The sequence below is a fragment of the Halobacillus sp. A1 genome (assembly GCF_024189295.1).
Lineage (GTDB): Bacteria > Bacillota > Bacilli > Bacillales > Halobacillaceae > Halobacillus_A.
This window is the reverse complement of the sequence record NZ_JAIZEN010000013.1, coordinates 71,096-91,683: the sequence shown is the minus strand read 5'-3', so window position 1 is coordinate 91,683 and position 20,588 is coordinate 71,096. Positions and strand designations below refer to the sequence as shown.

Sequence of the window (20,588 nt, the reverse complement as noted above, 5' to 3'; positions counted from 1 at the left end):
TCCCTTATGTTGAAGACTCAGTTTCGGTACGGTTTCCGTGACTAATAATAGTGCTTGAAGGTCCTGGAAATGACTCGCTTTCCATGGGCGTACGGTGAGCTTCCTCGGGCTAACGCCCTCCGGGATCTCACCATGTACTGTTCTCCCATAGGAGTCTCGCAATTTCCAGGACCTTCTTGCTTTTGTGAGGGTAACAGAAACATCTAATGCAGTGGTTCACTTAAAAAATAACTGCTTTTGAGTGAAAACTTGCGAGACTGTGGTATGTAAAGATGTTTTGAACTACCTTAACGGGCAGGTTTTATAACTAAACTGAAGTTTAAGATTTCGAGAAGCACATCTTTAGTAAGGGCGGCGGGGAATGGTGAAGACTCCTGTGGGAAGAGAGTGCTTGGTGAGATCCCGCAGGACGAAACGTCCGAGGAAGCTCACCGCGCTCCCACGGAAAGCGAGCCATTCCCCGCCGCCCTGATCCGCTCACCCAATGTCTCGAAATCAAGTCTTCCACTACCCTGCCATATTGTTGAATAACTCACTTATATCAATATCGACAACCACCTTAAACATAGGTCTTTTAATGTAGTATCCAATCATTCTATTATGAAAAAACACAACAATGAAGGCAGGTGGCTATCCCTGCCCTATAATAAATTCTTTCTCAAAGCAGATAAATCCGAGAACGTGTAAGCGACCATAGGAAGCCTTTCTCCCTCTAAAGTGATTTCATCCTTGCCATATAACCGTCCTTTCAGCTTTTCATAAAACCTGCGGTAGTCATTTTTCTCAAGAACCCATACAATCATATGTTTATAACCCCTGTCGGTCATATCCGATACCAACTGATAGAGTAAGGATTTCCCTATACCTTGACCTTGTGCCTTTTCTAAAATGTAAATGGCATACAATTCAAAAGTCTCGTGCAAGTTTTCCTTCCTTACAGGACCTCCATCACAAAAACCTACTACCTCTCCATTCTCTTTTTGTCCCACATAAGTTTGCACATCTTCTATTAAAATTTGCTTTTTCCATTTTTTATATCTTTTTGCATATGACATATTTTTCAGGTAGGTCGTTGGTACAATACCTTTATACGTTGTTTTCCAGCAATCTACACTTACTTTTGCTATGGCTTCGGCATCCCCTGCTACTGCTTCTCTAACCTTCATTTCAAACACTCTTTTCCGGACTTTATTTTGACGATCACGAATAGAACACTCCTCCTGCACTCACACTATTTATATATTTATTACCACATAAAGGAGTGTGCGGATCTATGAATCAAGAACCATTTGAAGAGGTAAAAGATGAAATGGTCGATATGGAACACGCGGTCGCTGAAGAAATTTTAGCTGATGTAGCTTATTACCGAACTTTGATGGTGAACGTGGCCTTCATCGGTGAACCAGGAACAGAGGACTGGGTGCTGGTGGATTGTGGGATAGGTCATTACGCAAAAAGAATTATTGAAGCGGCAGAAAAAAGGTTTGGAAACATTGCCCCGAAAGCTATTTTACTTACGCATGGCCACTTCGATCATGTCGGGTCAGCTAAAAAACTTGCTCAGCATTACGATGTACGTATTTATGCCCACCCCTTTGAAATGGATTACCTCACAGGTAAAAGGTCATATCCAGTTGGAGATTCGACAGTAGGCGGCGGATTGATGTCTATTCTTTCCCCTTTTTACCCTACAAAACCTGTAGATCTGTCCAATTGGGTACATCCTCTGCCTGACGATGGAACCGTCCCCCACCTAAAACACTGGAGGGCAATCCATACTCCAGGACACACTCCAGGACATGTTTCCTTCTTCCGAAATATGGATGGGACCTTATTATCTGGAGACGCTTTTATTACCGTAAAACAAGAATCAAGTATGGCCGTATTTATTCAACACCAGCATGTTCACGGTCCTCCTGCTTATTTCACACCTAATTGGATTGAGGCAGAAAAATCTGTCAAGAAGCTAGCCGCTCTTAACCCCAGGACGGCTTTAACCGGGCACGGACTTCCTATGGAAGGGGAATTATTTCAAGAGCAACTCTTAGAACTTGCATTGAATTTTAAAGAGCTAGCTATCCCCAAACACCAAAGTAAATTACACTAAAGGCCGACGCACGGCCTTTTTTTATTGGAGCTCATCAAGAATTTCAGTTAGTTTGCTTAAGCCTTCTAATAAGCGAGGGCTTGGCCGGCAATATAAAGACTCTTCTAATACGTGAATATGTTCATTCTTAACAGCAGTCATATTGCTCCAGCCCGGACGTTTTTTTATGAGTTCAGGATTCATCTTCTCTTCCTTCACTCCTACCCAAACCATGCAAATATGTTCTGGGTTCCTCTTCTTAACTTCATCCCAATCTGTTTTCACATTTGCTTCTTTTTCTGTTCGAAAAATGTTGTATGCACCAGCCAGCTCACTTATTTCTGAAAGCCAGTTTGCCCGTCCCGGAGTAAATATAGGCTTCGGCCACCATTCCCAGTAAAGGGAAGGTCTTTCTTCTTTATCTAAAGCTTTCTCACGATACGCCTCAATTGCACGCCTGAATTGTTCAGATTTTTCTATCCCCAGTTTCTTTTCTCCTATGGCTTCCCCTACTCTGGCTATATCTTCAGCAATTTCTCCTAGGGAATTAGGGTTGAGTATGATGTAGGGAAGGTTATGAGCCTCTAAACCTTCTATATTCTTTTCCATCCCTGGGACACTCAATGACGCCAGCACAAGATCAGGCTGTAACGAGACAATCCTCTCTATATCAATGGATAAATCAGGCCCCAGCTTAGGGAGCTTTTTCACCTCTTCAGGAAAATCAGAATAATTGTCGACACCAATCAACAACTCTGTTTGTTCCAGATACGCTACAATTTCAGTATTGCTTGGGCAAATCGACACAATTCGAATAGGAACACCTCATTTTTCAGAATCCTCTGATGTTTCATTTTCAACCATTATAGCTTATATTTAGAATAAGGAAAAAGATAGAAAGGGTGAACAGTGTGACAGCAACTTTGTACGATACTTCTAAAGGTTTGGTGGAGTATTCCTACGCAGGAATAGGACCTGCTATCCTTTTATTAAAAGGTGGACATTCCAGCAGGGATACTGACTTGTCACACAACAGTTTGATCTATGAAGGATATTCACTTCTAACGATTTCACGCCCTGGATACGATCTTACGGAGACTTCCACAGGCCGGACACCAGGGGCTTTTGCTGAGACTATTATTGAAATCTTAGATCACCTTCAAATAGATCGAGTGACGGTCATAGCCATTTCAGCAGCCGGACCGACAGGCATTTCATTAGCCGTAAACCACCCTCATCGCGTTGAGAAGCTCATAATGGAAGCCGCACTTACGACTCCTTGGAATGCGAAGACAAAAAAACAAGCAAGACTGTTGTTCGGGAAAGGCGAAAAAGCTGTATGGAAAGGTGTACGCACCCTTTTAAAAGTCTCCCCTAACCTGGCGATGAAGCAAATTATGAGTTCACTTACTACTGATCCTGTAGATGAATACTTGAACAAACTATCACCTAATGACCGTCGTTTTATTTATGATATGCTGCAAACTTCACGCTCCGGTAAAGGATTCGTTATGGATATCGATCACACTGTTTCCGACCTAAGTAAAATTACTGTTCCGGTTCTCGGCATGTATACGCAAAAGGATAAAAGCGTGGATTACTCGAACGCAATCCTGCTTCAATCCACTGTACCTACATGTGAAATTTATGAGGTGAAATCAGACAGCCATCTCATATGGATAGGCGAAAACGCTGCCCAAGTTTGGAATAAACGACTAGAATTCATTAGTCAATGAATGAAGGAGGATAAAAGTGGACGCCATCAAGATAACCCATTATAAAGACGAGTTCCTATCTTTTTATCACCATGCTTCCCAGCACTCTTTTAATGAAAATGATCGCTTCTCTGCCTGGAAAAAGCACTATGGTTTCAACCCTTACATGAAAGAAGACCCGAAAGAACAATTAGCCAGAGAAATGCTTGAACAGGCATTCCCTAAGTATGAGCGGGCCTTGCCAACCATAGAAAGTTTCCTGGTGGATGAGGAAGAAATCTTTCAATACATTTCTTTGATACGTGAAAGTCTAAATGCTTTTGAACCTATGCAGCTTTCTATAGTCTTCTTCATTGGAGATTTTGAAACAGATCCTTTCATAGAAAAAGAATCCAACGATGCTTACACATTATATTTTCCTATAGAAATCGAGTGGAAGCCTATCCTTTTAGTTAACGAATTGGCTAAAACCGTTTACCTGAATCAAACTAAGCTTAATCCTCGATCACTTAATGATGTCGCTCACGTTGTTTACTTAGAAGGGTTAGCTCTTCACACTGCAGATTGGGTTACACCGAAAGACTATCTTAGCTTGAATATTTACCCATGGTTAAGTAAATGCAGCCGCGAACCTACAAGGATCATGATGAACCTTCTGCCCCACCTGCGACGGTCCGACTATAAAGCGGTTTATTCATTTACCAAAGGGACGGGGGCTTCAGGGTACACAAATGAAGCCAGCTTTGTAGGGTGGAGAACCATCAAACATTTGTTGGAAAAAGGACACAGTTTAGCTAGTCTTCTAACCATTCCGGAAGAGCAGATCCTAAAAATAGTTGAACAAACTCTTTATCAGGTGATGGAGGAAGCGAAATATATTCGATCGAACGAATAAATTTTCTATAGGCATTTGCAATTCTCATATTATCTGCTATAATTGAATTAATTATTGTTGTTCGATAAGATTCATAACAGAGAAGATAGCGTAATAGTGATTCCGTCTTGATTGAATATGATGAGCAAGAATAGTAATACAATGTGGATTTAGATCCACGCAGGAGGTATTGTACATGATTGAAGGTACAGTTAAATGGTTTAATGCAGAAAAAGGTTTCGGTTTCATCGAGGTAGAAGGTCAAGACGACGTATTCGTTCACTTCTCTGCTATCCAAGAAGAAGGTTTCAAATCTCTTGAAGAAGGACAAGTTGTTAACTTCGAAATTCAAGAAGGTCAACGTGGACCACAAGCTGCTAACGTTACAAAAGCGTAAGTATGCTTTATCAGACTCCCTCTATGGGAGTCTTTTTGATTTTAAGTATTGAATATACTTGAATATTTATAAGAATTTTTCGCTAAACGGTTTCATTTGTTTTGGGAATTTGTTATACTAAACTTAGTTATTGTTGTTCGGATACGAATCAAAGAAAGAAGTTGCTTCAAAGTAATTTTCGTCTTGATTGTGAAGAGCAAGAATAGTAATACAATGTGGATTTAGATCCACGCAGGAGGTATTCTACATGGTAGAAGGTACAGTTAAATGGTTTAACGCAGAAAAAGGTTTCGGATTCATCGAAGTTGAAGGTCAAGACGACGTATTCGTTCACTTCTCTGCAATTCAAGAAGAAGGTTTCAAATCTCTTGAAGAAGGACAAGTTGTTAACTTCGAAATCCAAGAAGGTCAACGCGGACCTCAAGCTGCTAACGTTCAAAAAGCATAATATAAAAAAAGCTCCCTTAATGGGAGCTTTTTTCTTTGTTTTATTCTGTATCCTGCTCTGTTAATATCAATGGTCCGTCTTTAGTTATAGCGACCGTATGCTCATATTGAGCAGATAAGGTGCCGTCAAGTGTTCGTGCTGTCCAGTTGTTTTCATCCATTTTATTGGCATACGTACCAATATTGATCATAGGTTCTATAGTTATAACCATACCTTCTTTTAAACGAGCTCCTTTGCCAGCCGCTCCAAAATGAGGAATATATGGATCTTCGTGAATGCTTTCTCCTATGCCATGTCCTGTAAAGTCACGAACTACAGAATATCCTTTACCCTCTGCGTAGGATTGGATGGCATGCCCAAGATCTCCAATACGATTACCGACCTTTGCTTGTTCAATCGCCTTATAAAGGGACGTTTTAGTTACCTCTAATAATTGTTCAGCTTCCTCGCTTATCTCACCAACCGGGTGAGTCCAAGCTGAATCAGCAAGCGCTCCGTTTAGATTGACAACCATGTCGATCGTGACGATATCCCCTTGCTTCAACTTTTCATCTCTAGGAAAACCATGACAAATCTCATCATTTATTGAAGCACATGTAGTGAATTCGTAGCCTTGATAACCTTTTTGTTCTCCTGTCGCCCCATGTTCAGCTAAATAGTTTTCAACAAACCTTTCAACTTCCATAGTGGTTACCCCTGGTTTTATCATTTTTCTTAATTCTTTATGAACATTAGCCAGCAGTTTACCTGCTTCATGCATGAGTTCAATTTCCCTTTTACTTTTTCTTTTGATCATAATGCCGAACCCCCTTGTTCCTTACAAATAAGTTTAAGCCACCTAGTATCATATCGAAAAAACACGCTTGCGACCACCCTGCCACCTTATATTTCTTTAATTATTTTAGCTGGGTTTCCTCCAACAAATACATCAGGCGGAACATCTCTTGTCACAACAGCTCCAGCACCAATCACCGCGCCCTCCCCAATAGAGACACCGGGGTTTATGACCGCACTTCCTCCCACCCACACATCATCACCTATTGTAATCGGCCTGCCCGATTCTAAACCATTTGCCCGTTCTTTTTTATTCAAAGGATGTGTAGCTGTATAGACTTGTACATTAGGACCGAACAGCACACGATCACCTATTGTTATCGGACAAACATCCAAAAGAACACAATTGTAATTTGCAAAAAAGCCATCGCCCACTTTGATATTATATCCATAATCACATTGAAAAGAAGGCTCAATGTAAGTTCCCTCTCCTGAATATCCCAGCAGCTCTTGCAAAATTTGCGCGCGGTAATGTTCTTCGGTAACTTTGGATTGGTTAAAATTGTACAAAAGCTGGCTCGCCCTCATCCGCTCATGCACTAATTCTTCATCCCACGCTTTATACAGTTGGCCTGCTAACATTTTTTCTTTTTCAGTCATATGAAAGTCACCTATTTTCTCTGAATTTGCCATCTTCCTTTACTTTATCATACTGATTCGCTAACCTTAGTACAATCAGAAGGAGGAATTGTGATGGAGATTATACAATTAACAGGTGAGTATGCAAAAGCTTACCGTGAGCTTAGGCTAGAGGCTCTACTTACTAATCCGGAGGCCTTTATTACAACATATGAGCAGGAAAAGCAGCGCCCAGACCCGCTGAATTCCACAGCTGAACGACTCGACTCAAGTGAATCGGCGACTTTTGGGGCGTTTGATGGAGATCAACTAATAGGAATCGTTACACTTGTTCAGCAAAGCCATCCGAAGTTTTTACATAAAGGATCCATAGTAGGATTGTATGTTACATCTTCACATAGAAGAGAAGGGATAGCTAAACAGCTCATCCAAACAATCATCGAGCACGCCCTGACTTCCTCTATCGAAGTGCTTCAGCTTGCCGTAGTCACTGAAAATAAACCCGCCATTAGATTGTATGAGAGTTTGGATTTCACGGTGTATGGCACTGAACATCGCGCAATCAAGGTTCAGAATGGCTACTTAGATGAACATTGGATGACATTATTCCTATCCCCATGAAACTAAACGTCCAATTCAACCGTAAATAATACGTGCAAGTAGAAAGGAGGCCTTCATTTGATAGACATTCAACAAGTTACAAAAGAATTCTCTGGTAAAACAGCAGTTAAAAATCTTTCTCTAACCGTTGAAGATGGAAAAATCTTTGGGTTTCTAGGTCCAAATGGAGCTGGAAAATCGACAACCATTAAAATGATTACCGGCATTTTACCTATCGAGCAAGGAAAGATCACAATCAACGGATTTGATATCACTGAGCACCCGCTTGAAGCAAAGAAACGCATAGGATATGTTCCGGATCGATCTGATGTCTTTTTAAGGTTAAAAGGAATAGAATACTTGAACTTCATTGCTGATGTGTATGACGTACCGACAGACATCAGAAAAAAAAGAATTGAGTATTACGCGAAAAGCTTCGGCATATACGAGTCATTGAACGATCATATATTAACCTACTCTCATGGTATGAGACAAAAAATAGTAATCTCAGGAGTTTTGCTGCACGAGCCTGAAGTGTGGATTTTAGACGAGCCCCTAACTGGTTTGGATCCTAAATCATCCTATACGTTAAAAGAAATGATGAGAGAACACGCGAACAAAGGAAATATAGTTTTTTTCTCAACCCACGTCTTGGAAGTGGTCGAACAGCTCTGTGACGAGGTTGCCATTATCAATAATGGGCACATTGAATTTCTTGGGAACATGAGTGAAATGAAACAACAGTTTCAAGAAGATGACAACCTGGAAAAAGTATTTCTGGAGCTGACTCAAAATGAATAAAACTTGGAAGCTGGTTCGTACGATCGTCAAAATGCAGTTCTCTTTAGCAGGTAAAAGTACAAGTGAACAAATAGGCTATGCTTTTTTATTCATATTTGCCATACCTTTCTCTATTTTTATCTTTTATGCGATTGATGGCATTGTGGGTGGACTTTATAATATACTGGAGCCTGCAGGGAATGAAAGCTTTATTCTGGGGCTTCTATTTATTTCTATGTTTGTCGTACTTATTCTCGTAAGTGTAGGATCCATATTAAGTTCATTCTATTTTGCGGAGGATATTGAATCATTTCTTTCCCTTCCCTATCACCCTTTTCAAATCATGCTTGGTAAATCGGCCGTACCATTCATTACCCTTTATGTGACAAATGCGGCAGTTCTCGCTCCAGGGTTAATCGTATTCGGGATGCATAGTGGATCGGGGGTTCTCTATTATATATACGCACTCATCTTATGGACTGTCACGCCTGTCCTTCCTTTTGTCCTGACTGCTATCATCGTTATGTATGGAATGCGTTTTCTTAACCTCTCGAAAAATAAAGACCGGATGAAAATTTTTGCTGGACTATTCACTTTCATATTTATAATCGGTATCAACATAGTGCTGAGAATGAATAATTCCTCTACGGATGCGGGAGAAGATCTCGCTTGCTTGATCGAAGAGCAAAATGGTTTGTTGAACACCATCACTACGTTTTTTCCTACTGCTTATTTACATTCGATCACTTTGACAGATCCTGTGTCAGCACGGGGCTTTCTATTTTTAGTACTGAGTTTAATAATCATTGCTTGTGCATTTGTCCTCTATTTAACTGCTGGCCAGAAACTCTATTTCAAAGGAGTTCTAGGGCTCTCCGGAGGATCAAAAAAGAAATTCGATGAAGAAAAAATTACTAAAAAAATAAAACAAAGCAATGTTCTTTTTATTAGTTGGGTCAGGGAGATGCGTACCATCTTTCGTACACCGACATTCTTCACTCAAATTATTGTGCAGTCTTTAGTTTTTCCTGTTTTATTCATCGTTGTTATCCTGTTTGATTCAAACGGGGGTGATTTTTCTATAAGCAGTTTGGGGAGTATGGTCGAAGAAATTGAACCAAAGCGCTTTATACTTGCGATGACTGGATTTACCGTCTTTGCTTTAGGTATTAATCCCGCCTCGATTTCTTCTATTTCTCGTGACGGGAAAAGCTGGTTCAACCATTTATACATGCCGATTAAAGCCGAGACCGTTATTATGAGCAAAGTATGGGCAGCTTTTTGCATCAATTTACTCACATTACTTGTCATTGGTGCCGTAGCATTTATTTTCGCAAATATCCCGATCGGCATTGGAGTTATTTGGTTCGGGATGTCTCTTATAATAAACTGGATCACTTCGGTCGCCGGAACGACACTTGATCTTTACACCCCGAATTTACAATGGACCGATGAACGGGAAGTATTCAAAGGAAGATTGATCGGCATACTGGCTCTCATAATTGAGGTTGTCGTATTCGGAAGCATCATTCTATTTTTATGGAATGTTGACTGGCTCGAAGGGTTGTGGATGACCTCATCTATTCTCACAGCTGCTTTTATCCTTCTTTCTTTTGTCTGCCATTTGATACTAAAAAAAGTTATTCGCACCCATTATTATTCTATACACCAATAATATTTACCACAAAAAATGAACCCTCTCTCCTTTTTCGGAGAGAGGATTCATTTAATTTGAATTTTTTTATACTCAGCGATCCAGTCCTCCGGAGAGCTTTTCACTCTATAGGTATAAACGCCTCGCACGGTGTGTAAATAAAAAAAGCTCAACTTACCAGGTAAAGGACGGTAGGATACATCATGGATTTCTTTTATGGGGAACCGATCGAATGGGGTTACGACCTCATCTTTATATAAATCCACCGAAGCTTCTTTCTCAATGTAATGCTGTTGGTTATGCTTAATTTTACGTGTTGTCCAGACGATGGGCTGGGAATATATCAAAACATCCCTCCTCTTTGTTTAAAATCTTAACGGCGCAAAGCTTATTCGTCAATCTATCCGTTTTATACTTTTCATCTAAAACGATTTGTATTAGGATAGTAAAGGTGTTTTTGTAAAAGCTATAGATTGATGGAGGACATAAGAATGAGTAATCGAAACAAAGGCATCATTTTACTGCTTATTTCAGCTTTTGGATTTTCAATGATGGCCGCTTTAGTTAAATTGTCCGGCGACGTTCCGACAGTACAAAAAACATTATTCCGTAATCTTGTTTCTGCTATTATTGCCTTTGGACTCGTCATCTATCATAAAGAACGTATATTTGGAAAAAAAGAAAACCAAAAACTGTTATTATCACGTTCGGCTCTAGGAACAATAGGTATGGTCTTATTTTTTTATGCCATTGATAACCTCGTTCTTTCTGATGCCGATATGCTGAATAAATTAAGTCCGTTTTTATTGATTATTTTTTCTGCCATATTTCTTAAGGAAAAAGCACAGCCATATCAGGTCATTTCAATAATTATCGCATTTTTAGGGACTCTTTTTATTATCAAACCTCAATTTTCAGTAGAACTCGTTCCATACTTGGCCGGTTTCTTTTCGGCTGTTTTCGCTGCAGGAGCTTATACGCTTTTACGCGTGTTAGGAGATAAAGAGAAATTTTATACGATCGTTTTCTATTTCTCTTTCTTTACGACAGTTTCTCTAACTCCATTTACGATCGCTTTTTATGAGCCTATGACAGGTAAGCAATGGATATATTTGCTATCCGCCGGTGGATTCGCAACAATCGGCCAGTTCGGGCTAACGATCGCCTATAAGTTTGCTCCAGCAAGAGAAATCTCTATTTTCTTTTATTCCACCGTAGTTTATTCGGCTTTGATCAGTATCCTCTTATTTGGACAAGTGCCAGACTGGCTGAGTATTTTAGGGTACATCATTATCTTCAGTGCTTCGTTCTATATGTTCTTGAGGAACAACAAAGAGGCGGCTGCCGCATAAGCGATTGTCCTTTTATGGATAATCGCTTTTCCTATCTTCACACAAAATATGATCAAAAGCCTGCTCAGTTATTAAATCCATGTCTCCTTAAGTACGCGAAGCCAGTTTCCGTGAGTAATTTTATTCACATCGGATGAAGAAAAGCCGTTATCCTCAAGGAGCTGCACTAGCTCAGGTATTCCAATTACACCTTTCATTGCATCGGGTATCGTAGTACCGTCAAAATCCGAGCCTAGTGCCACATGATCCACACCAACCAGGTCCGCCATGTATTTAATATGATCGATGATTTTCTGTAAAGAAGTATCCGTGGACATCTTTCCGTCAGAACGCAGCAAATTTACACTATACGTAACACCGACTACCCCCTTTGACTTTGCGATAGCTGTGATTTGATCATCAGTCAAATTCCTTGAAATAGGGGATAGAGCATGTGCATTGGAATGGGTAGCTATAATAGGTGCATTCGATTCATTCACTACGTCCCAAAACCCTTTTTCGTTCAGATGGGATGTATCTATCATGATTCCTAATTCATTGCATTTTCTCACGAGGTGTCTCCCTGCTTCTGTCAAACCCTCCCCAATATCAGGGGTAGAAGGGAAACGATAAGGCACACCAGTTGCAAATGCATTAGGTCGGCTCCACACAAGACCTAAGGACCTCAAACCTTGTTGATAAAATGTTTCGAGGTTTTTTAAATCTCGATCTACAGCCTCTGCCCCCTCAAAGTGTAAAACAGCCGCTATTTTCCCTTGCAGCAGAGACTCTTCTAAGGATGAGGCATCCTTTACTACATTAAACTGCCCATTTGATTCCTTTTCCCACTCATATAAAAGGTCTATCATATCTTGCGTCACTTTGCGGCAGGCTTCAGGGTCAGCTTCTGAAGGAAGAGGAACATCATACCCATCCTCTGTCAAGTGATCCTCAGGATCAGGCACCATCAATTCCGCTGTCGGTGGCGGAAAGATGGCAAAGAAACCTCCACTGAACAACGACCTTCCAGCTCTTGGAAAATCCAAGTGACCGTAAATAGATTCCTCAAAAAAAGACCGTTCTTTGCCAAGTTGTTGTTGATAAATATTCAATAACGTATCATTATGACCGTCGAATACTTTATAATTCAACTATTGCACTCCTCTCATGTGGACATGATTATACAAAGGCTTTTTCAAAGTTCCGTGTTGATATTCATATAAGCTCCCTATAGTGGAAGACTCAGTTTCGAGACATCATGAGAATTTGGGGGCTCCGGGAAACGGATCGCTTTCCGGGGGGGCGGGCGCTGAGCCTCCTCGAGCTTCGCTCTCCGGGGTCTCACCTGTCCCGCTCCTCCCCCAGGAGTCTTACCGTTTCCCTCCGCCCCTTTGCCATATAAGTTTCTCGAAACCGCTTCAAGAAAAGATGAACATTGATGTTCGTATGGTGGATGTCTAATATGCTGCCATGTTGAAAACTTTGCTGTAGAGCGCTATATTCTAACCGGACATTCCTATAGAAGACGCTGCTTCTTGGTAAAAGTTTTTTCATTTACTTTGCATGGGGTGGTTAAGAAGCTGCTTGAATTCTTAAGTAAAAAAGCGCTGAAGCTTGATAGCACTCCAGTGGTCTATGCCAATTGTTCAGGTAGCTTACTTATTTAATTTCTCCGAATATTGGTCCATGAGAACTAATTTCTAAGTTCCATCTCTCACTTTTAAACAAGGTGGTTTTAGGAATGGACGAGACTCCCGTCGGAAGAGAGTGATTGGTGAGATCCCGGAAGGCGAAGCCTGAGGAAGCTCACTGCACTTCCACGGAAAGCGAATCCATTCCTAAAACCACCTTCCTCTCATCACGATGATGGAACAGCAAAGATCCGACAGGAAAGCGAGCAGCTTCCCAACCACCCCTGACTCTTAATAGGGCAACGAACCCAGATCATCTCGAATTGAATTCTTCCACTATCCTGGTCATATTGTTGAATACATCACTTAACAATATCAACAACCACCTTTACCCTAGCCTTATAAAAAAACCCCCATTTGAGGAGGGGGCGATTCAGATAAGGTCGGAAAAAATCCTTCCTTTTTCCTTTTTACTCTTCAATTAAATCATATAACTTATAGACTTTCCCGTTTTCTATATCCTGCCGGTCAAGTAATTGCATTAGCACTTGGGCTACAGCATCAGGCGATCGAAGCTGTCCCTTTTCCTTCATCTGTTTGAACTTATCGACATCCGCAAAAGAAGAAGAGTCAGCTGACCGAATTTCACCTTGCATATCTGTATCAACTACCCCTGGACTGAATGCTATCACAAGGTGCTCCTTACCAGCTTCCTTCTGCTCCAAAGCGGTGGTTTCTGTAAAACGATTGATTGCTGCTTTACCAGTACTATAAACACTCCAACCGTGAACAGATTTTTCGGCTGCTCCCGATGTAATGTTGATAATCCTGCCTTTCACTCCTTGTTCATCCGCTTCCTTCAAAAACCTGTTCATCATCAATATCGGAGTATTAACGTTTATCTGCATATGTCTATACAGTGTATCTGCCTCGAGATTTCCTACCGTCTCTATCGGGTCGATGACTCCAGCATTGTTCACCAAATAAACCATTTCAGAGTCCCTTTGAAAAGCTAAGTACATGACCTTATCAATACCTTGCGCCAGATCATCAGTATCGCTAAAATCGCATCGAATATGGGAGTAGTCAGCCTCTTTCTCTTTTGCTAATTGTTCAAGAGAATGATTATAAGTCCGCGATACCCCAATCACATGGATTCCTTTTTCAATAAACTCTGTCGCGATAGCTTGACCTAAACCTTTTGAATCACCTGTAACGATTGCATATTGCATACTTCTTCCTCCTTTAACTTTTATTAAAATTCCCTATCCTTTTGCCTATAAAACATTAGTCGGGTACTATACCTTTACAATAAAGATTTCAGCATATATGATAATGAAAGATTCTTCAAGAATGAAGGAGTCATCTATGAAATATTTATATTTGTTCATTATTTACACAGTGGGATTAGTAGTATCCAGTCTTGGCCTTGCTTTGATTATACGTTCAGGTTTAGGGGTGGGGCCCGGAGACAGTGTGGCTGTCGGTATCTCCATGCACTCTCCAATTACAGTAGGTACAGTTATGATCATTGCATTCATCATTTTATTATTGGTCAATGCAAAGCTAGAGCATAAAAGACCTCAATATGAATCCTTACTTCCGATCATAATCCGCGGGAGGACCCTTGATTTTTTTCTATATGGAATGCTGAATGACGCGAGTTACTCAGCTTGGTATTCTCAGTGGGGGGTCTTCACATTAGGGCTGCTTGCTACAGCAGCAGGAATAGCAGTTTATCTGCGCACTCCGTTCCCTCGTATACCTCTTGACCATTTTATGATGGTAATGAATCAAAGAACACAGAAATCAAAAAGTACTATAAGGATATTCACCGAATCCGGCATGGCTCTTATCGGCTTTTTACTGGGAGCACCTGTCGGAATAGGTACCTTAATTGTCGCGCTCGTACTCGGCCCATTCATCCAATGGTCTTATCAGTTATCCAGGCCTGTAGGGGAAATGTGGAGTGAGTCAACGAGCAGAAGTTAAAAAGAGGTCTCTTGTTTAGAAATTGTTAAAGACAATGTTAAAAAATCGAGTATGGTGCCATAAAGGTATCCATACTCGATTTTTTAACATCCTAGCTTTCATTAAGTTTAATAGCAGTATCATTCTCATCAGCAGCCTACTATTGATCAATACCCACTTATGAACAATACCTTGGCAGGTTCCAAAGCTTCTCAGTTAACTAACAGTTATCCAGAGGGCTCCATTCCGTTATATTGTAAGAGTACCCAAGAATCCATTGATCTAGATCCCCCCTCATTTTTTACTGAATTTCACAAAAGTAAAGTTCAGAGTCGTATAGCGACTCTGAACTTTATTAGGTGTTATGATCAAACTTAGTTTACTAAGAGATTACCATTATGATTGATGAGAAGATTTAGCAGGTTTTACTTTGTAAACAGGAACACCGATCATATCTTTTTTCACTAAGAATTGCAGACCGAGCAGAACGACAAATATTGAAAGTCCGATCACATCACTCATAGTACTTGGGTAAATGAGTGATAATCCCCCAATAACAGCTGGAATTCTTTCATACCATTCCATTTTACGGAACCAATAGCCTACGAGTCCAGCCCCTATGGCAATCATTCCGGAAATCGCAGTGAACAATATCCAAATTAACTCAACAGGACTATCCACCCCGATCAGCAGCAGCTGGTTCTCAAGCACAAACATGTACGGAATGATAAAAGCAGCTATTGCGAGCTTGGCGGCAATCAGCCCAGTCCGAATCGGTTCCGATGATGCCACCCCGGAAGCAGCAAACGCGGCAAGCGCTACTGGAGGTGTAATATCGGCGATAATTCCAAAATAAAATACGAACAAATGGGCAGGCAAATCAGCTACCCCTAATAATATTACAGCGGGTGCAGCAATGGTAGAAGTTATAACATAATTTGCTGTTGTTGGCGAACCCATACCTAATATTATTGCAGCAAGCATCGTAAAGAATAGAGTAAGCAGAACCTCTCCATTAGCCAGTGTTACTAGACTATTGGCTAATTTAAGGCCAAGACCCGTCTTAGTTACGACACCTACGATGATTCCAGCCGCTGCTGTAGCAGCTACGACACCTAGAGCAGTGCGCGCACCATCCACGAGCGCTTCAATGGATTCCACTAAATTCCCATCAAATAAATAACTCACTACTATGGTCACCATTATCGCAATTATTACTGCTGTCACCAAATCAAATCCGCCGGCAGTGAAGCTGTATATTGTGTAGCCGGCAAAACCTGCTCCAAAAGCGGCAATATAAATCTTGCGGAATTTCTCTTTTCGCAGCAGGCCGACAAGAATAGTGGTTAAAATTCCATATAAGGCCGCACGCATCACACTCATTCCACTACTCAGAAAAAGGATGATCGCTACTATGGGAAGCAGCAGGTAAAGCTTCTTGAAAACCTCTTTACGATCAGGCATTTCTTCCTCACCTAACCCGCTGAGCCCTGTTCGTTTAGCTTCAAAGTGAGTCATGATCCAGATTCCTGTAAAATATAAAATAGCAGGTATCAAGGCAGCTTTAGCAATCGTCCAGTAATCCACGCCTATGAATTCAATCATAAGGAATGCAGCAGCACCCATAATCGGCGGCATAAGCTGCCCGCCAGTAGAAGCGGCCGCTTCTACGCCGCCGGCAAATTCCTTTCGATAACCCAGCTTTTTCATCATCGGAATCGTAAAAGCACCCGAGGTTACCACGTTCGCTACAGAACTCCCGCTGATCGTTCCTTGAAGCGCACTGGAAAATATAGCTACTTTAGCTGGCCCTCCTGTGCGTTTACCAGCAAGTGTCACAGCTAAATCGTTAAAATATTGTCCGACTCCTGTCTTCACGAGGAAAGCCCCAAAAAGTAGAAATAAGAAAATGAAGGTGGAGGATACGGCTATGGGGGTACCGAGGATCCCTTCGGTCGTAAAGAACATCGATTGAACAAGGTTATCTACGTCCACACCTCTATGCACGAGAAACCCTGGCATCTGTCGACCCCAGTAGGCATAGACAAGAAAGGCGATGGCAATCACTGTAATCGGAATTCCCACTGCCCGGCGAGTAGCCTCAAGAACAAGAAGCACTGCGAGTACCCCTACATAAAAGTCGAGCGTCGTTAATGCACCGGCACTTGAAACAATTTCTTCATAAAAGAACAGCCAATAAGTTCCTACTACTATACTTAAAAGGGCGAGTACAATATCATACCAGGCTATTTTACCTTTTTTACGATTCTTTTTAGTAGCTGGATAAAGTAAGAAGATTAATACTAAACCGAAACCTACGTGTACAGATCTCAGTATCTGTGCAGGTAAAGGGTGTATCGTAGAACTATATAGCTGGAATAAGGAGAAGGAAAGCAATCCGATGAATGCTACTTTCGCTAACCACCCGGTTAATTCTCTTACTCCTCCTTCAGGGTCGTATTTTTCCATGATCTCTTTTTGTTTTTCTACTGATACTTTATTATTTTCTTCACTCACTTAGCGTCTCTCCTCTCATCAAATTCCAATTTGAAACATGGGACGGCTTGATAGTAATCACTGAGCCTGCCCCAATGTAGTCTTTTAACAAATAGGAACGGTTTTCATAGCGTATCGTGTGGTCTGCACGCACTGCACCGACCGACAAGCTGATGGAATCATGGTACCCTTGAATATTAGAAATGTAATACTTTCCATCTTTCATTTCAAAAGTTTCTCCTTCGCCTGCACCTGAGGGCATGCCTATGCCAGTATCTTCATAAATAAGTTGAATAGGATACAACCGCTCTTTCTTCACTTCATATTCTTCAATAACATCCGATAAATGGACTGAATGTGTATACTTCACTTGAAAATGTTTTCCTTCAGTGAGTGGCAGATAAATATTTGGTCCTTGCCGATCCATTTTTTCAAAGGAAACAACAGATCGGTAAGGATAAAATATCAAACCTATAATGAATACCCCTATGATCAAGCTTGCTATAGTGGTGTATACTCCGCGACGTTTCATGTTCATCCACACCTAGGCAAAAATGTTTAATTAGAACTGACATGCTGTCTATAATAATTCACATACAAGATTAAGGACTGTTCCAGGCTTCCATCACGTAAGTGAAAAACCCGGGACAGCCCCTTGGTCCTATGAATATGCTTTTTTACTCTTCACTAATGCCTTCTTCATCAAAATACTTCTGTGCACCCGGATGAAGGTCTACTCCAACCCCTTCCAGTGCACTTTCAGCGTCGATTTCTTCTCCTTTATCGTGAGAAATCTGATCTGTATTTTCAAAGATAGCTTTCGTCATTTCATATACCATATCTTCACTAAGGTCACTGTGCGCTACAAGCATAGCTTGTACAGCTACTGTCGGAACAGCCTCCTCAAGACCGTAAGTGCCGTCTGGTACTTCATCTTCAGAATAGTAGCTGAACTCATCCATCAATTCTTGAGCTTTCTCCGCAGAAATACTCACGATGTTGACATCTACTGAAGCTGCTAAGCTTTCGACTGCACCAGTTGGTGTACCTGAGGTGATAAATGCTGCATCAATTGTCCCATCCTGAATACCAGTGGTGGAGTCACCGAAATCAAGGTCACGAGCTTCGATATCTTCATCTATGTTCAGCCCATGTACATCTAGAATGTTGTCCGCATTAGCATTCGTGCCTGAACCAGGAGCTCCAACAGAAACGGTTTTCCCTTCCAAGTCCTCCACTGTTTCTATTCCACTGTCCATAGTTGTGACAATTTGAATCGTTTCCGGGTAAAGAGTTCCAATAGCACCGAAATCTTCATTTGCTTCTTCAAACATTACCTCTCCTTCAGCAGCATAAGAGGCAATATCGGTTTGAGTAAATGCAATCTCTCCATCACCACCGCTTATAGCGTTCATGTTCTCAACAGAAGCACCGGTTGAAGTTGCATTCGCTTCCACGTTATCAAGGTTATCGTTAATAACTTGAGCAAATGTACCGCCTAATGGGTAGTATGTGCCTTCAGTACCGCCGGTGAGAATTTGCAAGAACTGCTCTTCTCCGCCGCCACCTTCGTCACCGCCGTCTCCACCTTCGTCACCGCCGCCGTCGGAAGTTCCGCCGCCGCATGCGATCAAAACTAAAGACAGCGCTAACAACATTGCAACTGTTAATAAGCCTTTCTTACTAAACATGTAAATTCCTCCCTATTAGTTTTTATGACAACACCTGACCAGTAAACCGTTCTAGAGTATGTACAGTTTAACAATCAGATGTGCGCCCTTTAATGTAATGAAAGTTTACATTAGCGACACTCTTATTTTACATGAATTTTTCAAAAATTAAAATAGCTTTACAAATATCACTTTAAACCCACTCTCTTTACTGTATTGTAACATTAGCGATACCAAGATAATGGTCAAGGATCCAAAAAGGACGTATGAACTAGTTTCATACGTCCTCAGGCTGTCGAGACTTTCTCGACAGCCTGATTTTTTTCTGATTTCAGTATTTGGAGTGATTGCCTACCGTCGATTTCAAACCAGGAAAGGATTTCTAGCAAAATGGAAATACAAATATGATAAAGATCGCAATACTTACGTCTGCCCACGAGGGAAGAACTGACATATGTCACCACAGATCGTGGTGGATATCACCATTACAAATCAGAGCCCGCACGATGTAAGGAATGTCCTCTTCTCGCTCAGTGCACCCAAAATCAAGAGCAGCAGAAAACGATCACGCGTCATGTTTGGGAGGATGACAAAGAGCAGGTTCGCTTGAACCGGCTTTCCAATGAAGGAAAGTGGATATACTGCATAAGAAAAGAGAAAGTCGAGCGTAGCTTCGCAGATTCAAAAGAATTGCATGGGCTGCGCTATTGCCGGAGAAAGTGAAGGAACAGGCGCTGATGACGGCTGCCTGCCAGAACATGAAAAAGATTGCCCTTCACCTAACCAAGGTGAGTTAGGTGAAGGAGAGTCTTTTTAGGTGAAGGGCGGTCAAATACCAGGAGACTCCTGCGGAAAAACGGGCGATCCGAGACCCCGCAGTGGGGTTTTCACGAGGAGGCTCGGGCGTTCGTCCGCGTAAAGCGAGTGGTATTTGACCGCACAGGCGCACAAAAAAAGCTTGTAGGAAAACACGGGGTTTCTCTACAAGCTGAGGACGTATAAACTAGTTCATACGTCCTACCAGGCGCTATTTATTTAAAGTCTAGATTTGTTATACCCTGTTCTTCTAACTTTTCCCCGATCTCTTCCTCAAGCTGAAGACGACGCTCTATCATTTCTTCTGTTAACGGAGAAGTAAGCTCCCCATACTCTTCCTTCAATCGTTTCTCAGATAATTTTTCGATTAACATATCCCAGAAACTAAATTCTTCATACTCATCTACATACTTTGTAAATAACTCTTTCTCATAATCCATTTGGAGATCATGTATTCCAAAAGCTTCTTGATAATTAATTTTATCTTCTAATTCAGCTTCCTTATATTTTGATAATACAAGTTCCCGAACCTCTTCAAAATCTTCATCTAATTCCATTTTAGTGGAATTCACCATCCAAGTTCCGAGAAATACAGATTCGACCAGCTTCTTATATTGATTTTCGTTCAATTCAAGGTGTATCTTTTTCATGATAACCCTCCTGCGCATAATGTAAGCAGGGTCATAATAGCATATTTAGAATAAAA

21 protein-coding genes and 1 pseudogene are annotated in these 20,588 nt (G+C 41.2%); 11 read left to right on the top strand and 11 right to left on the bottom strand.

Annotated features, from left to right (window positions below):
- Positions 1-641: 641 nt before the first annotated feature.
- Positions 642-1,166: a GNAT family N-acetyltransferase gene (locus LF817_RS14070; RefSeq protein ID WP_253936435.1), complete on the bottom strand. Its 525-nt coding sequence runs from the start codon at positions 1,164-1,166 to the stop codon at positions 642-644.
- 107 nt (positions 1,167-1,273) lie between these two features.
- Here LF817_RS14070 and LF817_RS14065 point away from each other — a divergent pair, with 107 nt between their 5' ends.
- On the top strand, positions 1,274-2,107 hold the full coding sequence (locus LF817_RS14065; RefSeq protein ID WP_253936434.1) for an MBL fold metallo-hydrolase: 834 nt from the start codon (positions 1,274-1,276) through the stop codon (positions 2,105-2,107).
- A gap of 21 nt (positions 2,108-2,128) precedes the next feature.
- Here LF817_RS14065 and LF817_RS14060 read toward each other — a convergent pair whose 3' ends face one another.
- Positions 2,129-2,902 carry a cobalamin-binding protein gene (locus tag LF817_RS14060; protein WP_253936456.1) on the bottom strand — a complete coding sequence of 258 codons (774 nt, stop codon included), beginning with the start codon at positions 2,900-2,902 and terminating at the stop codon, positions 2,129-2,131.
- A 95-nt stretch (positions 2,903-2,997) separates the two neighbouring features.
- Between LF817_RS14060 and LF817_RS14055 the strand changes: the two genes are divergently transcribed.
- The 4 genes from LF817_RS14055 to LF817_RS14040 all read left to right on the top strand — a co-directional run bounded on the left by LF817_RS14055 (position 2,998) and on the right by LF817_RS14040 (position 5,520).
- A complete protein-coding gene (locus LF817_RS14055) occupies positions 2,998-3,822 on the top strand; it encodes an alpha/beta fold hydrolase (protein WP_253936433.1) in 825 nt (274 codons plus the stop codon).
- A 16-nt stretch (positions 3,823-3,838) separates the two neighbouring features.
- A complete protein-coding gene (locus LF817_RS14050) occupies positions 3,839-4,696 on the top strand; it encodes a hypothetical protein (protein ID WP_253936432.1) in 858 nt (285 codons plus the stop codon).
- A 175-nt stretch (positions 4,697-4,871) separates the two neighbouring features.
- The gene (locus LF817_RS14045) at positions 4,872-5,072 is read left to right on the top strand and encodes a cold-shock protein (RefSeq protein WP_253936431.1); all 201 of its coding nucleotides are present in this window, start codon (positions 4,872-4,874) and stop codon (positions 5,070-5,072) included.
- Between the two features lie 247 nt (positions 5,073-5,319).
- Positions 5,320-5,520, top strand: coding sequence for a cold-shock protein (locus LF817_RS14040; protein WP_079529279.1), 201 nt, complete (start codon positions 5,320-5,322; stop codon positions 5,518-5,520).
- A 40-nt stretch (positions 5,521-5,560) separates the two neighbouring features.
- On the opposite strand, the gene map is transcribed toward LF817_RS14040, so the two are convergent.
- Positions 5,561-6,316, bottom strand: a complete 756-nt coding sequence (map, locus tag LF817_RS14035) for a type I methionyl aminopeptidase (RefSeq protein WP_253936430.1) — start codon at positions 6,314-6,316, stop codon at positions 5,561-5,563.
- A gap of 86 nt (positions 6,317-6,402) precedes the next feature.
- Positions 6,403-6,954, bottom strand: a complete 552-nt coding sequence (locus LF817_RS14030) for a sugar O-acetyltransferase (RefSeq protein WP_253936429.1) — start codon at positions 6,952-6,954, stop codon at positions 6,403-6,405.
- Positions 6,955-7,047: 93 nt separating this feature from the next.
- Here LF817_RS14030 and LF817_RS14025 point away from each other — a divergent pair, with 93 nt between their 5' ends.
- From LF817_RS14025 to LF817_RS14015, 3 genes are read left to right on the top strand one after another with little or no spacing between them, the layout of a single operon-like run.
- Positions 7,048-7,554: a GNAT family N-acetyltransferase gene (locus tag LF817_RS14025; RefSeq protein ID WP_253936428.1), complete on the top strand. Its 507-nt coding sequence runs from the start codon at positions 7,048-7,050 to the stop codon at positions 7,552-7,554.
- 57 nt (positions 7,555-7,611) lie between these two features.
- Positions 7,612-8,334, top strand: a complete 723-nt coding sequence (locus tag LF817_RS14020) for an ABC transporter ATP-binding protein (RefSeq protein WP_253936427.1) — start codon at positions 7,612-7,614, stop codon at positions 8,332-8,334.
- The gene (locus LF817_RS14015; protein ID WP_253936426.1) at positions 8,327-9,988 is read left to right on the top strand and encodes a putative ABC transporter permease subunit; all 1,662 of its coding nucleotides are present in this window, start codon (positions 8,327-8,329) and stop codon (positions 9,986-9,988) included. The genes LF817_RS14020 and LF817_RS14015 overlap by 8 nt, the downstream gene beginning before the upstream one ends.
- 47 nt (positions 9,989-10,035) lie before the next feature.
- Here LF817_RS14015 and LF817_RS14010 read toward each other — a convergent pair whose 3' ends face one another.
- The gene (locus LF817_RS14010; protein ID WP_253936425.1) at positions 10,036-10,314 is read right to left on the bottom strand and encodes a hypothetical protein; all 279 of its coding nucleotides are present in this window, start codon (positions 10,312-10,314) and stop codon (positions 10,036-10,038) included.
- Positions 10,315-10,458: 144 nt separating this feature from the next.
- Here LF817_RS14010 and LF817_RS14005 point away from each other — a divergent pair, with 144 nt between their 5' ends.
- Complete coding sequence (locus tag LF817_RS14005; RefSeq protein WP_253936424.1) at positions 10,459-11,319, top strand: DMT family transporter; 861 nt, start codon at positions 10,459-10,461, stop codon at positions 11,317-11,319.
- A gap of 71 nt (positions 11,320-11,390) precedes the next feature.
- Here the strand turns inward: LF817_RS14005 and LF817_RS14000 are convergent, their stop codons facing one another.
- Positions 11,391-12,449, bottom strand: a complete 1,059-nt coding sequence (locus LF817_RS14000; RefSeq protein WP_253936423.1) for a dipeptidase — start codon at positions 12,447-12,449, stop codon at positions 11,391-11,393.
- 950 nt (positions 12,450-13,399) lie between these two features.
- On the bottom strand, positions 13,400-14,161 hold the full coding sequence (locus LF817_RS13995) for a (S)-benzoin forming benzil reductase (RefSeq protein ID WP_253936422.1): 762 nt from the start codon (positions 14,159-14,161) through the stop codon (positions 13,400-13,402).
- A gap of 136 nt (positions 14,162-14,297) precedes the next feature.
- On the opposite strand from LF817_RS13995, the gene LF817_RS13990 reads away from it, so the two are divergent.
- Positions 14,298-14,921 carry a YczE/YyaS/YitT family protein gene (locus LF817_RS13990; RefSeq protein WP_253936421.1) on the top strand — a complete coding sequence of 208 codons (624 nt, stop codon included), beginning with the start codon at positions 14,298-14,300 and terminating at the stop codon, positions 14,919-14,921.
- Between the two features lie 375 nt (positions 14,922-15,296).
- On the opposite strand, the gene LF817_RS13985 is transcribed toward LF817_RS13990, so the two are convergent.
- From LF817_RS13985 to LF817_RS13975, 3 genes are all read right to left on the bottom strand, one after another.
- Positions 15,297-17,417, bottom strand: coding sequence for a TRAP transporter permease (locus LF817_RS13985; RefSeq protein ID WP_371925066.1), 2,121 nt, complete (start codon positions 17,415-17,417; stop codon positions 15,297-15,299).
- Positions 17,410-17,928, bottom strand: coding sequence for a DUF1850 domain-containing protein (locus LF817_RS13980; RefSeq protein WP_253936420.1), 519 nt, complete (start codon positions 17,926-17,928; stop codon positions 17,410-17,412). Before LF817_RS13980 ends, LF817_RS13985 begins: the two co-directional genes overlap by 8 nt.
- A gap of 145 nt (positions 17,929-18,073) precedes the next feature.
- Positions 18,074-19,087, bottom strand: a complete 1,014-nt coding sequence (locus tag LF817_RS13975; RefSeq protein ID WP_253936419.1) for a TAXI family TRAP transporter solute-binding subunit — start codon at positions 19,085-19,087, stop codon at positions 18,074-18,076.
- A 313-nt stretch (positions 19,088-19,400) separates the two neighbouring features.
- Between LF817_RS13975 and LF817_RS13970 the strand changes: the two are divergent.
- Positions 19,401-19,863, top strand: a pseudogene (locus LF817_RS13970) (transposase); the annotation flags it as partial.
- 234 nt (positions 19,864-20,097) lie between these two features.
- Here the strand turns inward: LF817_RS13970 and LF817_RS13965 are convergent.
- Entirely contained in the window at positions 20,098-20,532 is a 435-nt protein-coding gene (locus tag LF817_RS13965) for a hypothetical protein (protein ID WP_253936418.1), read from the bottom strand.
- Positions 20,533-20,588 lie beyond the last annotated feature (56 nt).

What these genes read in the sequence shown, in the direction of transcription:
- LF817_RS14070 (WP_253936435.1), bottom strand. Translation starts at nt 1,166, where the DNA reads ATGAAGGTTAGAGAAGCAGTAGCAGGGGATGCCGAAGCCATAGCAAAA.
- LF817_RS14065 (WP_253936434.1), top strand. Translation starts at nt 1,274, where the DNA reads ATGAATCAAGAACCATTTGAAGAGGTAAAAGATGAAATGGTCGATATG.
- LF817_RS14045 (WP_253936431.1), top strand. Translation starts at nt 4,872, where the DNA reads ATGATTGAAGGTACAGTTAAATGGTTTAATGCAGAAAAAGGTTTCGGT.
- LF817_RS14040 (WP_079529279.1), top strand. Translation starts at nt 5,320, where the DNA reads ATGGTAGAAGGTACAGTTAAATGGTTTAACGCAGAAAAAGGTTTCGGA.
- map (WP_253936430.1), bottom strand. Translation starts at nt 6,316, where the DNA reads ATGATCAAAAGAAAAAGTAAAAGGGAAATTGAACTCATGCATGAAGCA.
- LF817_RS14030 (WP_253936429.1), bottom strand. Translation starts at nt 6,954, where the DNA reads ATGACTGAAAAAGAAAAAATGTTAGCAGGCCAACTGTATAAAGCGTGG.
- LF817_RS14025 (WP_253936428.1), top strand. Translation starts at nt 7,048, where the DNA reads ATGGAGATTATACAATTAACAGGTGAGTATGCAAAAGCTTACCGTGAG.
- LF817_RS14015 (WP_253936426.1), top strand. Translation starts at nt 8,327, where the DNA reads ATGAATAAAACTTGGAAGCTGGTTCGTACGATCGTCAAAATGCAGTTC.
- LF817_RS14005 (WP_253936424.1), top strand. Translation starts at nt 10,459, where the DNA reads ATGAGTAATCGAAACAAAGGCATCATTTTACTGCTTATTTCAGCTTTT.
- LF817_RS13995 (WP_253936422.1), bottom strand. Translation starts at nt 14,161, where the DNA reads ATGCAATATGCAATCGTTACAGGTGATTCAAAAGGTTTAGGTCAAGCT.
- LF817_RS13990 (WP_253936421.1), top strand. Translation starts at nt 14,298, where the DNA reads ATGAAATATTTATATTTGTTCATTATTTACACAGTGGGATTAGTAGTA.
- LF817_RS13980 (WP_253936420.1), bottom strand. Translation starts at nt 17,928, where the DNA reads ATGAAACGTCGCGGAGTATACACCACTATAGCAAGCTTGATCATAGGG.
- LF817_RS13975 (WP_253936419.1), bottom strand. Translation starts at nt 19,087, where the DNA reads ATGTTTAGTAAGAAAGGCTTATTAACAGTTGCAATGTTGTTAGCGCTG.
- LF817_RS13965 (WP_253936418.1), bottom strand. Translation starts at nt 20,532, where the DNA reads ATGAAAAAGATACACCTTGAATTGAACGAAAATCAATATAAGAAGCTG.